General features: G+C 36.8%; 14 protein-coding genes and 1 tRNA gene. 12 read left to right on the forward strand and 3 right to left on the reverse strand.

What is annotated here, in order from left to right; genetic code table 11:
* The first annotated feature begins 9 nt into the window (after positions 1-9).
* The 6 genes from GQ589_RS04175 (at position 10) to GQ589_RS04200 (ending at position 6,961) form a co-directional block, all read left to right on the forward strand.
* On the forward strand, positions 10-1,554 hold the full coding sequence (locus GQ589_RS04175) for a NuoM family protein (RefSeq protein ID WP_160424754.1): 1,545 nt from the start codon (positions 10-12) through the stop codon (positions 1,552-1,554).
* 6 nt (positions 1,555-1,560) lie between these two features.
* Positions 1,561-3,318 carry an NADH-quinone oxidoreductase subunit N gene (locus GQ589_RS04180; protein WP_160424756.1) on the forward strand — a complete coding sequence of 586 codons (1,758 nt, stop codon included), beginning with the start codon at positions 1,561-1,563 and terminating at the stop codon, positions 3,316-3,318.
* A gap of 184 nt (positions 3,319-3,502) precedes the next feature.
* Positions 3,503-3,832: a preprotein translocase subunit YajC gene (gene yajC, locus GQ589_RS04185; RefSeq protein ID WP_160424758.1), complete on the forward strand. Its 330-nt coding sequence runs from the start codon at positions 3,503-3,505 to the stop codon at positions 3,830-3,832.
* Positions 3,833-3,891: 59 nt separating this feature from the next.
* Positions 3,892-5,748 (forward strand): protein translocase subunit SecD, encoded by a 1,857-nt coding sequence (gene secD, locus GQ589_RS04190; RefSeq protein ID WP_160411902.1) that lies wholly within the window; start codon positions 3,892-3,894, stop codon positions 5,746-5,748.
* Between the two features lie 15 nt (positions 5,749-5,763).
* Complete coding sequence (secF, locus tag GQ589_RS04195; RefSeq protein ID WP_160400631.1) at positions 5,764-6,759, forward strand: protein translocase subunit SecF; 996 nt, start codon at positions 5,764-5,766, stop codon at positions 6,757-6,759.
* Positions 6,760-6,885: 126 nt separating this feature from the next.
* Positions 6,886-6,961, forward strand: a tRNA-Ala gene (locus GQ589_RS04200).
* A 231-nt stretch (positions 6,962-7,192) separates the two neighbouring features.
* On the opposite strand, the gene GQ589_RS04205 is transcribed toward GQ589_RS04200, so the two are convergent.
* Together GQ589_RS04205 and gltB are read right to left on the reverse strand one after the other, a co-directional pair.
* Positions 7,193-8,605 carry an FAD-dependent oxidoreductase gene (locus GQ589_RS04205; RefSeq protein ID WP_160424760.1) on the reverse strand — a complete coding sequence of 471 codons (1,413 nt, stop codon included), beginning with the start codon at positions 8,603-8,605 and terminating at the stop codon, positions 7,193-7,195.
* A gap of 13 nt (positions 8,606-8,618) precedes the next feature.
* Entirely contained in the window at positions 8,619-13,076 is a 4,458-nt protein-coding gene (gene gltB, locus GQ589_RS04210; protein ID WP_160400231.1) for a glutamate synthase large subunit, read from the reverse strand.
* 777 nt (positions 13,077-13,853) lie between these two features.
* Between gltB and GQ589_RS04215 the strand changes: the two genes are divergently transcribed.
* From GQ589_RS04215 to GQ589_RS04225, 3 genes are all read left to right on the forward strand, one after another.
* Positions 13,854-15,389 carry a fused MFS/spermidine synthase gene (locus GQ589_RS04215; RefSeq protein WP_160424762.1) on the forward strand — a complete coding sequence of 512 codons (1,536 nt, stop codon included), beginning with the start codon at positions 13,854-13,856 and terminating at the stop codon, positions 15,387-15,389.
* Positions 15,390-15,399: 10 nt separating this feature from the next.
* Positions 15,400-16,029: an MFS transporter gene (locus GQ589_RS04220; RefSeq protein WP_160424764.1), complete on the forward strand. Its 630-nt coding sequence runs from the start codon at positions 15,400-15,402 to the stop codon at positions 16,027-16,029.
* Positions 16,030-16,289: 260 nt separating this feature from the next.
* On the forward strand, positions 16,290-17,471 hold the full coding sequence (locus GQ589_RS04225; protein WP_160424766.1) for an NAD(P)/FAD-dependent oxidoreductase: 1,182 nt from the start codon (positions 16,290-16,292) through the stop codon (positions 17,469-17,471).
* A gap of 19 nt (positions 17,472-17,490) precedes the next feature.
* Here GQ589_RS04225 and GQ589_RS04230 read toward each other — a convergent pair whose 3' ends face one another.
* On the reverse strand, positions 17,491-18,930 hold the full coding sequence (locus GQ589_RS04230) for a sigma 54-interacting transcriptional regulator (protein ID WP_160424815.1): 1,440 nt from the start codon (positions 18,928-18,930) through the stop codon (positions 17,491-17,493).
* A gap of 258 nt (positions 18,931-19,188) precedes the next feature.
* Here GQ589_RS04230 and lysA point away from each other — a divergent pair, with 258 nt between their 5' ends.
* Genes lysA through GQ589_RS04245 form a run of 3 tightly spaced genes read left to right on the forward strand, consistent with a single transcriptional unit; the run spans position 19,189 to position 23,177 of the window.
* Positions 19,189-20,586 carry a diaminopimelate decarboxylase gene (gene lysA / locus GQ589_RS04235; RefSeq protein WP_160407447.1) on the forward strand — a complete coding sequence of 466 codons (1,398 nt, stop codon included), beginning with the start codon at positions 19,189-19,191 and terminating at the stop codon, positions 20,584-20,586.
* Positions 20,587-20,638: 52 nt separating this feature from the next.
* Positions 20,639-22,045, forward strand: a complete 1,407-nt coding sequence (locus GQ589_RS04240) for an APC family permease (protein ID WP_160400234.1) — start codon at positions 20,639-20,641, stop codon at positions 22,043-22,045.
* A gap of 25 nt (positions 22,046-22,070) precedes the next feature.
* Entirely contained in the window at positions 22,071-23,177 is a 1,107-nt protein-coding gene (locus GQ589_RS04245) for an alanine/ornithine racemase family PLP-dependent enzyme (RefSeq protein ID WP_160400235.1), read from the forward strand.
* Positions 23,178-23,198: the final 21 nt, after the last annotated feature.

The raw sequence follows: 23,198 nt of genomic DNA on the forward strand, positions 1-23,198 counted from the left end.
TAATCATTCATGTTATTATGGCTTGTCTTTTTACCTGTAATAGGCGGATTTATTGGTTGGTTATGCCACGTATGTTTACAAAGAGGTGTTGTTTCTACCAATGTACAAATGCGTTGGTCAAAATTACCAATCATTGTGGCATTTATTACTATTTTTCTCACATTATCAATGACAATAATATTATGGATAGATTCTGTAAATGTATTAGATCAAGGTGAAAACTGGACAAAAGAAGTGAATCTAGAATGGATCCCCTTGTTAGGTATTCATTTTCATCTTGTTTTAGATGGCCTATCTACAGTTGTTATCACTTCAACCCTATTTATTGTACTATTGACGATTGTCTATTCTAGTAAAGAAAGTCTAAACAATCTTGGCTTATTTTATTTCTGTTTATTGTTTATGACATCAGCTATTATGATACTGTTTGTCATCACTGACTTATTTCTTATGTTTTTATTTTGGGAAGCTGTGGCAATTCCCATCTATTTTTTAATTTCTTTATGGGGACGACGAGACTCAAGCTCACAATTACGTTTTAATGGTACTAGCAAATTTTTGATCTATACCCAACTAAGCAGTCTAATCATGCTAATCTCAATTGTTTCATTAGCCTTGATCAACTGGAACTTAACTGGGCATTGGACGTTTGATTATCAAGTATTGATCAAAACTCCAATTTCAAGTTATACCGAATTTTTACTTATGTTAGGATTTTTGGTTGCTTTTATTGTACGTATTCCTTTTGTTCCTTTTCATAGCTGGTTTATTGAAACCCATATTGAATCTTCAACCACAGGCTCAATGATGGTTAGTGGATTATTACTAAATACAGCTTCGTTTGGTTTATTACGATTTGTTATACCATTATTTCCTAATGCTTCAGTCACGATTATGCCACTGATGTTAGTTTTTGCTTTAATTACAGTTGTTTATGCGGCCTTACTTGCATTTAATCAAACCGATATTAAAAAACTTATTGCTTATATTCATATCGCATTGATGGGATTTGTTACGGCAATTATTTATAGTGGTTCTGTGATTGCTTATCAAGGGGTTGTTATACAAATGATAGCCGTCAATTTAACCATCGTTGGTATGTTTATAATTAGTGGATTATTAGTTGAAAGTTATTCCACCAGAAATATAAACCAATTTGTTGGGCTTAAAGAGCGAGTACCTTACCTATCTTCGTTTACTTTATATTTTATTTTGGCTGTATTAGGTATTCCTGGTACGGCGAATTTTGTCGGTAATTATATGATGCTACTTGGCAGTTATAACACCTTCTCTTTTTATACAATTTTGTTAGTAATTGGCTTATTATTGGTATCTATTTCATTTATTGTTCGCATGCAGCCAATTTTTTATGGTTCTGTTGATAAAGTACCTACAGCAAAGCATCTACTTAGTAAAAAAGATGTTTTATTATTATCAAGCGTTTTAATTGCCCTTATATTTATAGGCTTGTATCCTCAAGTGGTCTTAGACATGTCTTATTCTGTTGTGAATCAAACACAACAATATATAGCCACAGAGCGAGTGGGAGAATAATTACTTATGATAGCTTTGTCACCGATTTTTGTATTAAGTTTTGCCATCATTGCTTTATTATTCTCATTATTTATTTTTAAAATAAATACCAAATGTTGCACCATTTTAACCGTATGCGGATTATCCTGTGCCTTGATGTGTTCTGTAACAATTGGTTATAAAATTTCGTTTAGTACTCAAGTTATTACTGATATTAGCAGTGATAATATGCAAATATCGGTACCTGCTTCAGAGCCTATTAAAGAACCTAATTCATCAAGTGAAGAAACAATTGCAATTGATACAGTACCAAATGAAGAGAGTGGATCAGCGAATGGAAATGAGAACATAAATATTAACAATAATATCGATAATAACAATAATTCTAATAATAGCAATACGGATATTGATACTGACACAGCTACAAATATTGAAACTAATGCTAATTCTAACATTGATGATAATTCAACAAATGAGTGGAAAGCACATCATATCACTGCGCTTTTTACCTGTGATGGCTATGGGTTACTTTATACCAGTTTGATTTTAATGATATCTATTGCGGTTGCATGTTTTGCTTATCGTTGGTTTAAGCAAGAGCAAAAACATCATGGGTTATTTTATTTAATTTTACTTTTTATGACATTAGGTGGTGTAACGCTCGTATACTCAAGCCATTTAATTGCATTTTTTATTGGTATTGAACTGTTATCGATCCCATTTGTAGGATTAATTGGTTACCAATATACGCAAACACATTCATTAGAGGCGGCTGTTAAATACATGATATTATCGGCTGTTGCGAGTGTATTTTTATTGATGGGAATAGCCTTTTATTATGCAATGACAGGGGAACTAACTTTTAGTGGATTAAGTTATCAGCTTTCAACGATGTCTTACCCAAGCACATTATTACTGATAGGTGTTTGCTTAATGCTAGTGGGTATTGGTTTTAAATTGTCACTCGTCCCATTTCAACTTTGGTTACCAGATGTTTATCAAGGCGCTCCAACAGTTGTCGCTTTATTATTATCAACAGTTGGGAAAGTTGCCGTTTTTTGTGCTATAGCAAGACTGTTTTTATTGGCACCTATTGTTAACAATGAAACCATCCGTATTATTTTAGTCGTTATGGCTTTTTGCTCTATTTTGTGGGGTAATTTGTTGGCGCTAATGCAAAGTAGCTTAAAGCGATTACTTGCTTATTCATCAATAGCACATTTTGGTTATTTATTAACAGCACTTATTGCAGTGCAATATCAAGTACTTGCATTAGAAACTATTGGTGTTTACCTAATTGGATATATTTTAGCTAATATCTGTATTTTAGGCGCGATCAGTTTAGATTCTCATTCTGATGAGCTTCAAGATCATGAAAATGAAATCGACCTATCAGGACTTTTTTGGCGAAGACCTATTCTCGCATTAGCCATGGGCGTAGGATTTTTATCTCTAGCTGGTGCTCCGCTAACGGCTGGATTCATTGGGCGATTTTTACTGGTGTTATTAGGCGTAACCGCAGAATTATGGTGGTTAGTTGCTGCTATTGTTATTGGTAGTACATTGGGACTTTACTTTTATGCTCGCTTAATCATCAATCTTTATATCAGGCCAGTTAGCCGTGATGGGCAAATATTAAGTGGCTCTTCAATTAAATTAAAATGGACGAATATTCGAATCAGTGAATTAATTATTGTGCTATGCGCTTTATTAACAATGCTATGTGGCATTTATCCTAAATGGTTATTTAACTTAGTGAGTATTGCGCAATATTTAACGACATAATTAACATTTATTTGCTATCATCATGCTGTTGGAGGGTAGATGTTAATCAAAATACCAAAATGCCTGGCTTTATGTTAAACACGATTTTTTCTGAAGCTTTTTGATAAGAAATAGTTAATAATAGATTTATTTATTGTGTTATAATTCCGAACTTTAATATTTTATTTAAATCAAGAGGACCTATATGGACTTTTTAATTTCTAATGCTTATGCCGCAGATGGTAGCCAACCTGGTGGTGATTATTTTCTTCCGATTATGTTAGTTGTGTTTGGTCTATTTTTCTATTTTATGATTATGCGCCCACAACAAAAACGCGCCAAAGCTCATCGTGATTTAATGGCGTCAATCTCAAAAGGTGATGAAATATTGACCAGTGGTGGGATTATTGGTCGCGTGTCAAAAGTTAACGACAACGGTTACATCGCATTAGAATTAAATGATACAACTGAAATTGTGATCAAACGTGACTTTATCACATCAGTTTTACCAAAAGGAACAATGAAATCACTATAATAGAGATTTATCTATTATGTTCATTGTGTTAATTACCTAATCCTACAAGAGAATATGTCGTGTTAAATCGCTATCCTTTGTGGAAATACATTATGTTGGTCGTTGTCATTTGCCTCGGCCTTCTGTATGCACTTCCAAATATTTATGGTGAAGATCCCGCTATACAAATTTCAGGCTCAAATACTGCTGAAATCAATGTCACTACACAAGATAAAGTCAAAAAAGTTTTGAGTGATAATGATATTAAAATTAAATCAATAGTTTATGAAAATAAATCGATTTTAATTCGTGTTAGTGATAACGATACACAGCTTAAAGCTAAAGAGCTTATATCTCAAGCGTTAGGTGAAGAGTATATTGTTGCATTAAATTTAGCGCCAGCAACACCCAAATGGCTTACAATGCTAGGTGCTGAACCAATGAAACTAGGGCTTGATTTGCGTGGTGGTGTTCATTTCTTAATGGAAGTTGATATGACAACTGCATTAAGTAAACTTACAGAACAATCTATTGAAAACATAAAAGCTGAATTTACAGCTAGCAAATTAAATTATAAAGCGATCAATAAAGACCGTAATGAGCAAATTATAATACAATTTGATAATACTGAAGATCGTAATAAAGCTATTGCTAAAATCAATAGTTTACAAGATTTCAAGGTTATTTCTCAAAGTGACAGCAGCATCATTATTAACATCAGTGAAAGACGGTTACAACAAGCAAAAAATGATGCTGTACAACAAAACACCACCATTTTACGCAATCGCGTTAACCAACTAGGTGTTGCCGAACCGATTGTACAACGCCAAGGCGCGGATCGGATAGTGGTAGAATTACCGGGCATACAAGACACCGCGTTAGCCAAGCGTATTTTGGGTGCGACAGCGACACTTGAGTTTAGACAAGTTAACGAAGATAGCACTCCTGATCTGCCAGCTATTCTAAATGGTGATATGCGCATTCCGTATGGTTCCGAAATAAAATATATGGAAAGCGGTCGCCCAGTGTTACTTTATAAACGAATTGTACTAACAGGGGATCATATTACTGATTCATCATTTCGCACAAGCCAATATGGTCAACCTGAAGTTGCTATTACACTTGATGGTTCAGGCGGTAAAAAAATGTTGAGTTTTACCCAAAAGAATCTTAATAAAGCGATGGCAACCTTATTTGTTGAATACAAAGACACAGGGAAACGTGATGAAAATGGCAAACCAATTCTTGAAAAACAAGAGCGTGTTATCAACGTAGCAACAATTCAAGGTATTTTTAGTGACCGTTTCCAAGTAACGGGTATTGGCAGTATTGATGAAGCCAAAAATTTATCGTTATTATTACGAGCAGGAGCTTTAATTGCGCCAATTCAAATTATTGAAGAGCGCACTGTTGGACCATCAATGGGGCAAGAAAACATAACCCAAGGTCTCGAATCTTGTGTATGGGGCTTGGCGGTTTCAGTGATCTTTATGTTAGTGATGTATCGCCTATTTGGTCTATTTGCAAGCCTTGCATTGGTTGCTAATTTAATTTTAATTGTTGGTGCCATGTCCTTACTTCCTGGCGCAACGCTCAGTATGCCGGGTATTGCGGGTATTGTATTAACCGTTGGTATGGCTGTTGATGCCAATGTGCTAATCAATGAACGGATAAAAGAAGAGCTCAGTAATGGACGAGGAGTACAGCATGCGATTAATGAAGGGTATTCAGGAGCGTGGAGTAGTATTTTTGACGCCAACCTAACCACATTAATTACAGCAGTTATTCTTTATGCTGTTGGTACAGGCTCAATTAAAGGCTTTGCCATTACATTAGGTATCGGTATCGTAACATCAATGTTTACATCGATTGTTGGTACTCGTGCATTAGCCAATCTTATTTATGGCGGACGCCGTGTTAATAAGTTATCAATTTAGAGGTTTATTGTGAGTATTAATAAAAAAGAAAATCATGATGTTAGAGAATTAAATCATGGTCGCAGAGTCCTCGACTTTTTAAAATTTGGCTTTATTGCTTTTGTCATTTCAATGCTATTAGTGGTAGCTTCTTTTGTGATTATTTTTGTTAAAGGATTTAATCTAGGACAAGATTTCACGGGTGGCACCACAGTAGAGCTTACCGTAACAAAAGTGGTTAATCTTGATGATCTTCGTAATAGCTTACGCAATGCTGGTTATCATGAACCGATAGTACAATATTACGGTAGCAGTAAAGATATCATTATTAGGTTACCTTCGGCCAAGCAAGAAGATGGTAGTACCTCATCGGTGATTGATAATGCATTAGGTGCGAAAATTTCTAACTTAATACATAAAGATATTGATACTGATGCTCAAATTAAACGTATTGAGTTTGTCGGTCCAACAGTGGGTGCAGAACTTGCGCAAGATGGTATATTGGCAATTTGTGCCGCATTAGTGTGTATTTTAATCTATATTGCCTTCCGTTTTGAATGGCGGTTTGGTACCGGTGCCGTAGTTGCTTTAGCGCATGATGTCATCATTACAGCAGGTTACTTATCACTATTTGAGCGCGAATTAGACTTAACGATCATCGCTGCAATGTTATCGATTATTGGTTATTCACTTAACGATACTATTGTTGTCTTCGACCGAATTCGTGAGAATTTTAGAAAGATTCGACGTGCAGAGCCTTACGATGTTATCAACATCTCGTTAACCCAAACATTGCACCGAACGCTAATGACATCAGGTACAACACTTGTTGTTGTCATTATCCTGTATATCTTTGGCGGTTCAATGTTAAAAGGCTTTTCTGAAACATTAGGTGTAGGTATTGTACTTGGTACAATCTCATCAATTTATGTGGCTGCGTATATGTCACTTAAATTGGGCGTAAAACGTGAACATTTTATGCCACCTAAAATTGAAGCAGAAGGTGCAGATCAACCTTCAATATTGCGTTAATTATATTAACTCTGCCATTGATTGGCAGAGTTTTATTAGCCTGTTTTTCAAACAAATAACATCAAATCGATTGACACTTATTATTTAGTTGCATATTATTAGCCACAGTTTTATCCCTTTCTATTTGGGGCCATAGCTCAGCTGGGAGAGCGCAACGCTGGCAGCGTTGAGGTCAGGGGTTCGATCCCCCTTGGCTCCACCAATTCAATATCCGGTAAGATTCTTTTAACTAACTCAAAAACAATGCAAAACCTCCAAAAAATAGGTCAGGAAAGCCATTGATTTTATTGAAGTTTTTTATTTTTCTGTTTCTAAATAAAATCAAATAGTTACATAAATATTGTTGAACGCTGACAATTAACAATAAAAAAGCCCGCTTAAAAAACGGGCTTCCACACAGTTAATTTTATTTTAATTTAAATGCCAATAATTTTTAGACTTCCAAGTAATTCAAAATACCTTCAGCCGCTTTGCGTCCCTCACTAATTGCCGTTACCACTAAATCTGACCCTCGAACGGCATCGCCTCCGGCAAAAATTTTAGCATTAGTGGTTTGGTAGCCGTTGGTTTCTGGGGCGATGATTCGGCCTTGTGCATCAAAATCAACACCGTGCTCTACTAACCAAGGCATGGCGTGGGGTTTAAATCCAAATGCCATTACAACCGCATCAGCAGGTAAGACAAATTCTGAACCTGCAATCACCATCGGTGAACGTCGACCTTTTGCATCGGGTTCGCCGAGTTCTGTTCGAACCATTTTTATACCCGTGACGTGTCCTGTACTATTAATTTCAATACTGAGTGGCTGTACGTTAAATTGGAACTGTGCGCCTTCTTCTTTGGCGTTTTTCACTTCGCGCTTTGAGCCGGGCATGTTGGCTTCGTCTCGACGATAGGCACAGGTCACTTCAGTTGCACCTTGGCGAATGGAGGTGCGTACACAGTCCATTGCCGTATCACCACCGCCAAGTACAACAACACGCTTATTTTTCATGTCAATGTAAGGTGTATCTTGGCTTTGCTGATGTTGCATAATGTGCTTGGTATTGGCAATTAAAAACGGTAAGGCATCATAAACGCCGTTGGCGTTTTCGTTTTCAAGCCCTGCTCGCATTGATTGGTAGGTACCTGTGCCAATAAATACGGCATCGAATTCATTGATTAAGTCGGCTAATTGTACGGTTTTGCCCACTTCGGTATTTAGTCTGAATTCTATGCCCATTTCGGTAAAAATATGGCGTCGGTTAATAAGGACTTCTTTGTCTAATTTGAATGCAGGGATGCCAAATGTTAATAGTCCGCCAATTTCGGGATGGCGATCAAACACCACTGGCGTTACACCATTGCGAACTAAGACATCGGCGCAAGCAAGACCAGCGGGTCCTGCGCCAATAATGGCAACTTTTAAGCCTGTTTGTTCTACATTATTGAGGTTTGGCTTCCAGCCCATTTTGAATGCTTCATCAGTGATATAGCGTTCAATATTACCAATGGTGACAGCGCCAAATTCAGCATTTAAGGTGCAAGAGCCTTCACAAAGGCGATCTTGTGGGCAGACGCGACCACAAACTTCAGGCAGGCTGTTGGTTTGGTGTGAAAGTTCAACCGCTTCTAATATTTTGCCTTCGTTAACCAGTTTTAACCAATTGGGAATATAGTTATGTACAGGGCATTTCCATTCACAATATGGGTTGCCACAAGCAAGGCAACGATCGGCCTGCGCTTGTGATTGTGAGGCTGAAAATCCTTCGTAAATTTCAACAAATTCAATTTTGCGAATGTTTAACGATTTTTTAGGCGGATCAACACGTTGTAAATCGATAAACTGATAAACATTTTGACTCATTTTCGTGTTCTCCTTATTGTGCCTGAACACGCAGTTCTGCCGATGAGCGACTGCGGTGCCCAAGTAATGCTGTTACATCACTGGATTTTGGTTTGACTAATACAAATTGTTTAGAATAATCATTCCAATTTGCCAAAATTTCTTCTGCGCGTGATGAATGGGTAAGTTGAGCATGCTCCATAATTAGACCACGAAGGTGTTCTTCGTGAATGGCGTAATCTGCCACATTTAACATTTCAACTAGCTCTTTATTAATGCGGTTGTGCAGTTCGCCGTCAGCATCTAAGATATAAGCAAACCCACCAGTCATACCCGCACCAAAGTTAACGCCAGTTTTACCCAGTACGCAAACAATGCCGCCTGTCATATATTCGCAGCCGTTATCGCCAATGCCTTCAACAACGCTAATTGCGCCAGAGTTGCGGACAGCAAAACGTTCGCCTGCTCGCCCTGCGGCAAATAATTTACCGCCTGTTGCTCCATATAAGCAGGTGTTGCCTGCGATAGTGGCTTCATGACTTAAAAATGCCGACCCTTGTGGTGGGCGAATGACAATGCGTCCGCCAGCCATGCCTTTACCAACATAGTCATTGGCATCGCCTGTTAGGGTTAAGTTTACGCCACCAGCATTCCATACGCCAAAACTTTGCCCCGCCGTGCCGTTAAAGTTTAGCAAAATTGGGTCAGTGACTAAGCCTTGATCGCCATATTTTTGGGCAATATAGCCAGATAGGCTTGTGCCCACCGAGCGATCGGTGTTTTGTATATCAAAATAGAAGCTTTTGCTTTGGCGTTCATCCACCGATTGTTGGGCTTGGGTGATGATTTCTTTGTTTAGCACGCCTTTGTCAAATGGCTTGTTATCTTCAATACAGTAAACTGGTTTGCCTTCAAGTGGAGTTGCTGTTTGAAGCAGTCCTGATAAATCCAGTTTTTGTTGTTTAGCGGTTATACCATCAAGCTCTAAGAGTAAGTCAGTTCGCCCAATTAAATCGACAATTCGGCTTACGCCAAGTTCAGCCATGACTTCACGTGTATTGCGAGCAATAAAGCGGAAGTAGTTGATAGCCTTTTCTGGTAGGCCATGATAGTGGTGGCTGCGCAATTTTTCGTCTTGGGTTGCAACGCCCGTTGCACAGTTATTTAGGTGGCAAATACGTAGGTATTTACAACCTAAGGCAACCATTGGGCCTGTTCCAAAACCAAAACTTTCAGCACCTAATATCGCGGCTTTGACAATGTCAGTACCGGTTTTTAAACCACCGTCGACCTGTAGGCGTATTTTGTGTCGTAAGCCATTGGCAACAAGAGATTGTTGGGTTTCAACCAAGCCAAGTTCCCATGGTGAGCCAGCATATTTGACCGATGTTAACGGGCTAGCACCCGTTCCACCATCGTAACCCGAAATGGTGATTAAATCGGCATAGGCTTTTGCAACGCCTGTTGCGATAGTACCAACACCCGGTTCAGAAACTAATTTGACCGAAATCATGGCATTTGGGTTGATCTGTTTTAAATCAAAGATTAATTGCGCTAAATCTTCAATCGAGTAAATATCGTGATGAGGCGGTGGCGAAATGAGTGTGACACCCGGTACAGAAAACCGTAATTTGGCAATATAAGGGGTGACTTTGTCGCCCGGTAGTTGTCCACCTTCACCCGGTTTTGCTCCTTGGGCAACTTTGATCTGAATTACATCAGCACTCATCAAATAGCTTGGTGTTACCCCAAAGCGTCCTGATGCAACTTGTTTTATTCGGGAAACTTTTATGGTGTTATAACGAGCAGGATCTTCACCCCCTTCGCCAGAATTTGAGTAGCCACCTAATGTGTTCATGGCTTGGGCAAGCGATTCGTGTGCTTCTGGACTGAGCGCACCAATTGACATAGCGGCCGAGTCAAAGCGTTTAAATAACGATTCTTCGGGTTCGACTTGTTCAAGTGGAATGGCGGCGTTTTCAGGCGGGTTGAGCTTTAATAGATCACGTAATGTAGCCGCTGGGCGGTTATTTACAATATCAGTATAACGTTTGTAATCTTCATAACTGCCATTATTGACTGCTTTTTGCAGTGATTGTACAACATCAGGGTTATAAGCGTGATATTCGCCACCGTGAACAAATTTTAGTAATCCCCCTTGGTCTAATGGTTTACGACGTAACCATGCCTGTTTGGATAAATTGAATTGATCTTGCGCAAAATCATCAAAATTCGCACCACTAATACGGTTAGTTACCCCTTGGAAACAAAGCTCAACGACCTCTTTGTGTAGTCCTACCGCTTCGAACAATTTTGAACAGCGATAAGAAGCAATGGTCGAAATGCCCATTTTAGACATAATTTTGTATAAGCCTTTATTAATTCCATTGCGGTAATTGGTTATTACTTGACGGTGAGTTTTGTTGATTGTGCCATTATCAACCATTTGTGCTAAGGTTTCGTAAGCTAAGTAAGGATAAATGGCTGTGGCACCAAAACCAAGCAGTACGGCAAATTGATGTGGGTCACGGCAACTTGCTGTTTCTACAATGATATTGGCATCGCAACGTAAATTCTTTTCAACCAAACGTTGTTGTACCGCACCCACTGCCATTGGTGCTGGAATTGGCAGGCGATCGGCTGCGATGTTTTTATCTGATAATATGAGTAATACGGTTCCATTACGCACTTTTGCTTCGGCATCGCCACATAACTGTTCAATGGCATCGCGCAGGCTACCGTCAATTTCATAGGTGATATCTAGTGTTTCTGATTTGTAGTAGCGTGATTCTAATGCGGTTAATTGTTTAAAATCAGAATAAACTAAAACAGGAGATTTGAACGCAACACGGTGAGCTTGTCCTTCGGCTTCGGCAAAGACGTTCATTTCTCGACCAATGCTGGTGGATAGCGACATAACATGTGCTTCACGTAATGGGTCAATGGGTGGATTTGTGACTTGTGCAAATTTTTGGCGGAAATAGTCATAGATTAGACGAGGTCGGCTTGATAATACCGCAAACGGTGTATCATCACCCATTGAGCCTGTAGCTTCTTGTCCGTTTTCACCAAGTACTCGAATGCATTGGTCGAGTTCCTCGGCGTTGTAACCAAATTGTTTTTGGTAGGTTGCTAGTAAGGTATCGTCATAATCACGCGATCCGATATTATCGTCAGACAAGCTTTCAAAAGGAATAAGTCGTTTGACGTTTTTTTCCATCCATTCTTTATAAGGATGGCGTTTTTGTAAGTCGTTGTCTGTTTCTGACGATTGTAAAATGCGACCTTCTTCGGTGTCGATAACTAACAATTCCCCCGGACCAACACGCCCTTTGGTGACCACTTCGTCTGGTTGATAGTCCCAAATACCGATTTCAGAAGCGCAGGTAATGAGTTTGTCAGTGGTAATAACATAACGAGCAGGACGAAGTCCATTACGGTCTAAGTTACAGGCGGCATAACGACCATCAGACATGACAATTCCTGCTGGGCCATCCCATGGTTCCATATGCATTGAGTTGAAATCAAAGAAGGCTTTGAGATCTTCGTTCATGTCAGGATTATTTTGCCATGCGGGTGGCACAAGTAAGCGCATGGCTCGCACAATGTCCATGCCACCAACTAAAAACAGTTCAAGCATATTATCTAATGAGCTTGAATCAGACCCCGTTACATTGACAAACGGTGCTGCATTTTGTAAGTCTGGAATGAGTGGCGTTTTAAATTTATATGATCTGGCTTGCGCCCATTGACGGTTGCCTTCAATGGTGTTGATTTCGCCATTGTGAGCAAGGTGTCGAAAAGGTTGCGCTAAAGGCCAACGGGGTACAGTGTTGGTTGAAAATCGTTGATGGAATAAGCATATTGCTGTTTCCATGCGGATATCGGCTAAATCTAAATAGAATCGAGGTAAATCTTTTGGCATACATAAGCCTTTATAGATATTGACCTGATTCGAGAAGCTACAAACGTAAAAGGTGTCGTCTTGAACTCGCTTTTCAATACGACGGCGTACCATATATAAGCGACGCTCTAAATCAATTTTTGTCCAACCCGCTGGAGCGTTGACAAATACTTGTTCGATTTTTGGTAGTGATGATAATGCAATTTCGCCAAGTACGCTTTTATCAATCGGTACTTCACGCCAACCTAGGATTGATAGGGTTTCCTCAGCAAGCTCTTGTTCTACTATATCACGACTAGCTTGTGCTTCAGCTTCGTTTTGACTTAAAAATAACATACCAACGGCGTAATTGGTCGCTAATCGCCAGCCTGCTTCTTGGGCGACGACTCTAAAAAAACGGTCGGGTTTTTGTAATAAAAGCCCACAGCCATCGCCGGTTTTTCCGTCAGATAAAATTGCCCCACGGTGTTGCATTCTGGCCAAGCCGTGAATTGCTGTACGCACCACTTTGTGACTTGGTTGCCCTTCAATATGTGCAATTAAACCAAATCCGCAGTTATCTTTTTCATGATGCTGGTTATATAACATATCATTGCCTCTAATTCATCGCTTTTGTCATTTTGAGAAGGTATAGGCATTAATCCCATATTGGCTACAAAATTAAAGAAAAATCGTATTTTGGTCAAATAAATATTACTTATAAGTCAACCTTTTAATAACTAATATGGACGTTATTAATAAAGCTAATAATTGCATTTATCATAATGATTTTTTAACGTTTTTATTATTTAAAGCCATGTTTTAGTAATCTGTGGAGATATTTTTGATATAAGTTGTTTTTCTTTTTTGTTAAGAGGTTTAAGGTAATTATCATGTTTCTGTAAAAAAGTTAGTACAGGCTTAACGACTAAATGTGAGTTATGTTTATTAGTTATATTACTGTATATTTTATGATTTTAATGTATGGCAAAAATAAATGATAACGATAAATTGAAAATATTTTTACTAAATCCTTGCTAATATGTTTAATTAGGTGTTTAATTATTGCTCAAATTACTATGGGCATACTGTTGAAGGAGTTAGTTCTTTAATAGTGATGCTAATTAATTGATTGATGATTAACGTTAAATAAATCTAAAAATTATCTTACCATTAGTGATGCTTATAGGTGAGGTATTCGTACTGAAATTTATCATTTATTTATTATGATTGGCTAATAAAATTGTCCATGTTCTATTTTTGTAGAGGTAATAGGGATGGTGCATTATAGCTTAATTTGTGCAAAACAAATTAAAATATCTATTTACGAATAAATTGAGTAATAATAACTATATTCAAATAATAAAGAAATTTAGGAAAATTGCTATGAAATATTTTGCTTGGTGCATTTCGCTCTTAGTGGGGTTAATGAGTTTAGGACAAGAAATGCTGTGGTTTCGAATCGTTAGCTTTAAGATGGGTGGTGCACCCTATGCTTTTGCTTTAGTACTATTCTTTTTTCTATTAGGTATTGCTTTGGGTGCAAATCGAGGTAAACAAATTTGTTCACGTTATTCAAACCTACTATTGGCTGGTGGGCTGGTGTTAATTTTTGCCGGCGTTATTGATATATTAATTCCATTTATTATTCAAAAAATAAATCAACCAGATGATTTCTCTCTATGTATAAGTATATGCTGTGTTTTAATATTTGTTGTTGCGGCTTTAAAGGCGATATTATTTCCAATCGTACACCATTTAGGTACAAATATTCCCAATGGTAACGTTGGTGCTTCTGTATCTAAAGTCTATTTTTTTAACATTATTGGCTCAACGCTTGGTAGTTTATTAATCGGGGGGGTTCTCCTCGATTATATCTCTATTTCATCAATGTTTATTCTAATCGGTATTGTTTGTATCTTATTAGGTAGTTTGATGATAATTAAAAAATCAGTATTTTCTGTTATTGCTGCTGCTATAATTGGTATTGGTTGCTTTTATTTTGTAGATAAACATGTTGATTATATTTTCAGTAATACCTTCCAACAAGATATATCTGTCAATTCTTATATTGAAAATCGCTATGGCATAATTCATGTTGTCAATGACAACAAAAATGGAAGAAAAAATATCGTATTAGGTAATAAAATGTATGATGGTATCATAAATATAGATCCTGATAATGATATAAATGATTTAAATCGACTTTATTTATTGATAGCAACTCACCCAAGTCCTAAAAAAGCGCTGGTTATTGGTGTTAGTGGTGGGGCTTGGACGCGTGCTTTATCAAGTTTTCCAACGTTAGAAACAATTGATGCGATTGAAATCAATAAAGGCTATTTGGATATTATCAAGCAATACCCTGCTGTTTCACCTATATTGAATGATCCTCGAATCAATATTCATATTGATGATGGTCGACGTTGGCTAAAACGAAATAGTGATAAAAAATATGATTTAATTATTATGAACACGACTTACCATTGGCGTTCAGGTGCAACTAATCTAGTATCGCAAGAAATGATGAAAATAGCACAAAATGCATTAAATCCTAATGGAATTTTGGCATTTAATAGTACTCGTTCACTCGATACCTTAAAAACAGCACAATCGGTATTTAAATATGCTTATTGGGGTACATTGGGCTTTATTTATGCCTCGGATTCAAAAATTAAAATTGATGAAAATTTTGCTAAAAATCGTCTTGATACGTTGAGTTTAGATGGCGTACCTCTGTTTAATGAAGAAGCAAAACAACTTGAAAAGGGCGCTTATCAAAAAACACTAGCAACAAAATTATTGAGTCTAGAAGACGCAGAGAAACTTTATCATTTAGGCCGAGAAACAGAAATAATTACCGATAATAATATGATAACAGAATATAAATATGGTCTTTTTACAAAGAAAGGAAATAAATAAGGGGTCTTTTATGTTAAACAAAAAACAGTTACTGCTATTAAGTACTCTATTTTTTATTTCGGGAATGAGTGGGTTAACTTATCAAGTAGCTTGGCAGAGGGTACTTTATGCGGCGTTTGGTTCTGATGTTGACTCTGTTGCAATTATTGTATCAGCATTTATGTTAGGATTAGGTTTGGGTGCCCTTGGTGGTGGAAAAATTGTCGATAAGTATCCAAATAAAGCCCTACAACTTTTTTGTTTTAGTGAATTTGGAATAGGTTTATTTGGACTAATTAGTTATCAATTGATTCTATTTGTTGGCGATATTTTTATTGTTTACAATTTAATGGTTGTTGCAATTATTAATTTTTTATTAGTACTTATTCCTGCACTTTTAATGGGGGCGACACTTCCTATATTAATCACTTACATTGCACAGTTTTGGAAAAATATAGGGCAAACAACAGGGCATCTTTATGCTATTAATACTTTAGGTGCAACTCTCGGTGCAGGCTTAACAGGGTTTATTTTATTTAATCATTTTGGGCTGCACGGTGTAACGATACTTGCTGCATTGGGAAACTTTATTGTTGCTACTTTTGCTTTTCTATTTTTTAATAAAATAAAAGTAAAAAATAGTATTGAGGAAGCTGAATAAAAAAGTGATAAAAGCACTAAAAATGATAAATCAGTAACACAGGTTGCTGATTTATCAATAAATTAATTCAATTTATTAACCGACATAGTGTTCATACTCAATTCACAAATACACTCTCTTTACTTATCAAAAAAATAAGCTATTTTCAATTTTTATAAAAAATTTTAAAATGGTTGTTCTATTTTAATAAATTATCAATATTTTCAATCACCGACCTGATATTGTTATAATGGTATATCTTTCATTTTAAAATATAGATTATGCTATCTAAAATCACAATTATAGGCGCTGGCGCCGCTGGGCTTTTTTGTGCTGGTTTACTGGGGCAAAAGGGGTATGATGTTACCGTGATTGATAATGGTAAAAAGTTAGGCCGTAAAATTTTAATGTCTGGCGGGGGAAAATGTAATTTTACTAATTTGAATGTTGAGCCTAAGCATTATTTGTCACAAAATCCGCATTTTTGTAAATCGGCATTAAAGCGTTATACACAGTGGGATTTTATTCATTTGGTGAATCAATATCATATTGCTTATCATGAAAAAGAACACGGGCAGCTTTTTTGTGATGATTCAGCCCAGCAGATTGTCGATATGTTAGTTAATGAGTGTCAAAAAGGGAGCGTCAATTTTATAATGCAAACGCAACTTAATGACATGGAATGGGATGTAGGAAAATTTAAATTACACACTTCAAAAGGTGTGATTGAGTGCGATAAAGTGATTATTGCAACCGGTGGGCAATCTATGCCTGCGTTGGGGATGACGTCAGTGGGGTATAAAATTGCCGAGAAATTTAATTTGCCCGTTGTTCCTGTAAAAGCAGGGTTAGTGCCATTCACTCTGCATAAACCTTTGTTAGATGTGCTTTCAACATTGTCTGGTATTGCTGTGCGAGTTGAGGTATCAATACCTAAAATCAGTTTTAAAGATAATCTGTTATTTACTCATCGGGGATTATCTGGCCCTGCTATTTTACAAATTTCAAGCTATTGGCAAGCGGGGGATATAATTAAGGTTAATTTGTTACCGAATATGCATTTTGAAACAGAATTTAAACCATTATTAGAGCAAAATCGTAATCAAAATATAAAAAATTGTTTAGCTCAGGTTTTACCTAAAAGGCTTGTTGAAGCATTAATGCAATTAAATTTAGTGGCCGATTTGACAGTGAAGCAACTTAATCCTAAGCAGCAACAAAATCTTTATGATTCTTTAACCCAATGGGCGATTATTCCCAATGGTACTGAAGGATACCGTACCGCCGAGGTGACATTAGGCGGTGTGAGTACCGATGGGTTATCATCAAAAACCATGGAGGCGAAAACCCAGCCCAATCTCTATTTTATTGGTGAAGTTGTTGATGTGTCAGGCTGGTTAGGGGGGTATAACTTTCAATGGGCTTGGAGTAGTGCATTCGCTTGTGCGCAAGCATTTGGTTGATCGTTTTTGGGTGATTAAATTAATCATCAATCACTCCCATTTGGATGTGGTATTTTTTGACTTTATATTGTAGCGTTGTGCGTGAAATGTTTAATATTTTTGCCGCTGCAATAATTTTGCCATTAGCTTGATTTAAGGCATCAATAATAAGCTGTCGTTCGTAGTTTTCTACTTGTTCGGTTAAATTTTTCCCGTTTGGTGATGCGATTTGTGTTGTTTTGTTTGGCTTACTGCTTTCATCGCCTTGATAAAATGAACTATTGAGATCAAATAGTTCTTCATCAAGTGTGATATGTTGTAATTCACCGGGAGTGCTTTGTAATACCATACTTCTGACTATGGCATTTTCAAGCATTCGTACATTGCCAGGCCAAGGTGCTGATATTAATTGTTGTAGTGCATGTTCACTAATACCGCTGATGACGATATTTATATCGTGTTTATGTTTATCAATAAAATAGCGCGCTAAAACGGGAATGTCTTCTGTTCTGTCGCGTAATGCTGGGAGTTTTATTAAACCTACGTTTAATCGATAAAACAGGTCGCTTCTCATTTTACCTGTTTTTAGTAATTCTGCTGGTGATTCGTTCATCGCTGCAACAATACGAACATCAGAATACATTTCTTTATTACCACCTAGTGGCCAGTAGGTTTTTTCTTGTAGGAATCGTAATAATTTGCTTTGCATATCTAAAGGCATGGCATTTAATTCATCAAGAAACAATGTGCCACCATTTGCAAGCTCTAAATAACCTTGTCGAGTTTCTGCGCCCGTAAATGCGCCTTTTACTGTGCCAAATAATGTGCTTTCAATTAGTGTTGTTGGTAACGCACTACAATTTAGGGATATGAAAGGTTTGTGTCGGCGTTGGCTTGTTTGGTGTATTAAGCGGGCAAATAGCTCTTTACCTGTGCCTGTTTCGCCAACAATTAATACAGGAACATCATTTACTCCTAACATATTGGTTTGATCAATAACTTGTTGCATTTTTTGGGAAACAAAAACGATTTCAGGTAATGGCTGTTCTTTGTTTTGGTATAACTTGCTATTTAGGGTAAATACTTGATCTTGTAGTTGCCTAACAGTTGATAAATTTCGCCCTATTTCTATTGCGCCGATAATTTCTTTATTATTGTTATAAAGTGGTACTGTTGTGTGCATGTAATCAACAAGTTTACCAACATGATTGTAATAGCTTTGGTAATTATCTTGATATTCTTTACCCTGTTGTAGTGCTTGCAGCATGGTGCTGTCTTCTTTTCTCATCTTTGGATAAACCTTAAGTATGGGTTCACCAATAGCTTGCTCCATAGGGTAACCATCTAGTTCTGCACTTTCTTGATTGTAATAAATATATTTGCCTTCTTTATTGATAATAGCTATTGGCTGATGGATTAGATCAAAAAAATGTTTAAATATATCTAGCGATTGTAATAATTCAGGATCGATTGTCATGATATGAGCGCCTTTTAATTTTGAATTATTTTTAAGTTTTGCTTAGGTTAATTTAAATCCTTTTCAACTCTTTCTAAAATGACGAATTTTTGTCATAAAGATATATTTTACACTATATGACTAATTTTATTTTGTGATAATTATTATTAATGATTTGATTATTATTGTTTTTTAAGTTGGCATACTGATTGCATTACAGGTGAGAAGCCATTTTTCTTATTCATTATGTACTTTTTTATGTACTAATTAACTGGAGGTCATATGTCTGACACAATTATGTCAAATTATAACAAAATACGCACAGATCTTGTAACTAAAGATCGTCGTTTTAGTGCTGAAAGTGGCAAACTATGTTTTGATGGTATTAATTTAGAAAAGTTAGCCAAAAAATATCCAACACCTTTTTATGTGTTTTCTGAAAAGGAAATTGATCGTAATGTGCAAGAAATCAAAGATGCATTTAAAGCGCATCCAAACACAAAAATTTTCTATGCATCAAAAACCTGTTCTGTAATGGGTGTGCTTAAAGCAATTAAAGATGCGGGTATTTACGCAGAAGCCAACTCAATGTTTGAAGTGCGTAAATGTTTAGATATTGGTTTTCCTGGTAGCCAAATTGTTTTCAATGGTGTGGTTAAAAAACCTGTGGATTTAGAGTTTGCTATTCAAAATGATCTTTATATTATCAATGTGGATAGTTTGTATGAACTTGATATTATTGATGAAATTTCAAGACGTTTGAAAAAAGTAGCGAATGTTTGTGTTCGTGTTGAGCCAAATGTTCCATCAGCAACTCACGCGGAATTAGTCACTGCTTATCATGCTAAATCAGGTATTGATTTAGAACAAGCAGAAGAAACCTGTCGTCGTATTTTAGAAATGCCATATGTCCATTTACGTGGTTTACATATGCATGTTGGTGATCAGGTACCTGAAGCTGAGCCTTTTGCTAAAGCAACAAAAGTTTTAGTTGATGAATCACGTCGCTTAGAAGAAGTGCTTGGTATTAAATTTGATTTAATCAACGTTGGTGGGGGGATTCCTGTTCCATATAAATATGATGAAGAAAATGGTAATCCATTAGAAGATAATATGTATGCTGGTATTACTGCACAAGATTTTGCTGATGCGGTTATTAGTGAAGTCCACAAATGGCGTACTGATGTTGAAATCTGTATTGAGCCAGGTCGTAAAGTAACAGGCTCAGCAGGCGTGCTTGTAACTGAAGTTGCCTGTGAAAAACGTAAAACCAATTATGATTTAGACGGTAACATTGAAGAACACGTTGAGTGGAAATTTGTTGATGCGGGTTATAGTGTGTTATCTGATAGTCAACATTTTGATTGGTTTTTCTATGTTTATAATGCTTCAAAAATCAATGAAACACATGATGAATACATCAAATTAGCAGGTCCTTTATGTGATGGTGGTGATTATTTCCATGTCGGTGTTAAAGGTGAAGAATTCTTGATGCCAAAAGACACTCAAATCGGCGACATTGTGGCTTTCCTTGATGCTGGTGCTTATACCATCGAAAGCCAAACTGTTTATAACAATCGTCCTCGTACTTCTGTTGTTATGATAGATAAAGAAGGTAAAGATCGATTGATTCGCCGTGAGGATACTTACGAAGATATGGTTGGGTACGACATATATTAATCATCAATATCTGGGGCATTTTATGCTCCAGATATTATAAAGTGAGGTTATTATGAGTGATTCTAAAGATTCAAGCCTACTTGGTATTAAAGACATTGTGTTTATGAATGTCATTGCAATACTCAGTTTGCGTCAAATTCCGAATGTTGCTCCTTATGGGGCGTCAGCAATGGTACTTTGGTTACTTGCTGCATTTTGTCTTTTCTTTCCGTTAGCAATGGTTTGCGGTGAGCTTTCAACCGGTTGGCCAAAAGATGGCGGTATTTTTGTATGGGTAAAAGAAGCGTTTGGTAAACGTATTGGTTGGATTGTTGTTGTTTGCTTTTTGTTTTCTTGTGTTCTTTTCTTTCCGTTAATGTTGCAATTTGGTTTTACTGCAATTGGGTATATGTTTAGTGCTGAGTTAGCTCAAAATCAAGTTTTTATTGGCGTTGGTTCCATGGTTGTGTTTTGGATTTTAACGTTGATGAATATTCGAGGCATGCAATGGACTAAAATTATCAATAGTGTAAGTGCGTGGCTTGGTGTATTTATTCCTGCTGCCATTATTATTGTTTTAGCCGTGGTATGGTTGTTTACTGGACACCCAATGGCAACGAGTTATAGTCATGTTAGTGATTGGATCCCTGATTTAAGTAGTTGGGATACTATCGTATTTTTGTCTAGTATGATGTTTGCATTTGCTGGCCTTGAGGTTGCACCAATGATTGCAGGACGTACGCGCGATCCTCAACGTGATTTTCCAAAAGCAATGTTAGTTTCAGCAATTGTAATTGTTGGTATTTATATGGTGGGTTCATGGGCAATTAATACATTGTTACCTGCTGCAGATACCGATATTGTTGCTGGTGTTATGCAAGCGATGGAAGCTGCGGCCAATGAATTACATATGCCTTGGTTATTACCTGTTATGGCAATTTGTTTATTCTTTGGTGCATTAGGACAAATTAACTCATGGTTAGTAGGCCCTATTTATATGTTACAAGAAGCATCAAAAGAAGATAATTTGCTTGGTGAACGTATTGGTCGTTTACACCCTGTGTATAAAACACCTGCTTTTGCTTTAATTATTCAAGCAATTATTGTCACTGTACTTTGTTTTTCAACATTTGTGTCTCCAAGTATTGCAGCGGCATATTGGATGTTAACAGCACTTACAACAATTTGTTATTTTATTCCGTATTTAGTGATGTTTATTGCGTATTATCGTTTACGCTTTACTCAACCTGATGTACCGCGTAGCTTTAAGATTCCAGGTAAGATTATGCCGATTGTTTTACCTGCATTAGGATTTTTATCAACGCTATTTGCTGTAATTTTGGTTTTTATTCCACCGGCTCAAATTGATATGGGGGGATATGTTGAGTATATCGCAAAAATAGTAGGGGGTGCTGTGCTTGCTATTGGTTTAGCTGAATGGATCTACTATCGAGCACAAAAGCGTAACCGTTTGCAATAGTAATAATATATAGAGGAGTAATTGTATGTACAAACCTATATTAGAAATTGATTTGCGCAAATTAAGAAATAATGCTCGTGTTGAAAAAGAGTTGTTAGCTAAGCACGGCATTGAAGTAATGGCTGTCAATAAAGTTTTTGATGGCTGCGTAGAAACCGCCAAAGCTGTGCTTGACGGCGGTATCGATGTGATTGCTGAGTCAAGAACCTACAATTTAAAAAAATTGAAAGAGGCTTTAAATTGTAAAACATGTTTATTACGTAGCCCTTGTTTAAGTGAAATTAGTGATGTGGTTAAATACGCTGATATTAGCCTAAATAGCGAGAAGCAAGTTATTCAAGCTCTTTCTGATGAAGCAGTTAAGCAACAAAAAGTTCATCAAGTTTTGTTGATGGTAGATATGGGCGATTTACGAGAAGGTATTTGGTTTGAACATATTGATGAAATTATTGATACGGTTAAATTAATTCTTTCTTTACCAGGTGTTGAGCTATATGGGCTTGGTACCAATTTTAACTGTTATGGTACTGTTTTACCAACAGTAAAAAATGGAGTGGACTTTTTACATATTGCGCGTAAAGTAGAAGAGTCTTGTAATATTAAAATTAAATATTTATCGGCTGGTAATTGTACAAGCTATCACCTATTAGATAAAGGTATTTGGCCGGAAGGGTTGAATCACTTAAGAATAGGAGGATTGCATGAATTTGGTATTGAGTATGTGGATATGAAATACCTGGATGAGTTTCATCATTCAAGCAAACCTGTTGATAAAGCGTGTAGTAATTTGTATAAATTATATGCGCAAGTTATTGAGCTCAATAGCAAGCCAACGGTTCCTGTTGGTGAGTTAGGTGTGGATGCTTTTTTAAACAGTAAGACGTTTGTTGATAACGGTACACGCAAACGAGCACTTCTTGCCTTTGGAAGACAAGATGTACCCGCAGAAAGCTGTGTGCCTATCAATGATAAAATTACTGTTTTAGGGCAAACAAGTGATCATACTATTGTTGATATTGAAGATGTTTCTGAAACATTACATGTCGGTGATATGATCGGTTTTGAACTTGATTACACTGCCTTACTGATGGCTTGCCAAACAAATGGTGTAGAAAAACGGTTTATTTATTAATTGTGTTAGCTGCTGGGAAAC

This window comes from Gilliamella sp. Pas-s27 (assembly GCF_009795865.1).
Classification (GTDB): Bacteria; Pseudomonadota; Gammaproteobacteria; order Enterobacterales; family Orbaceae; genus Gilliamella.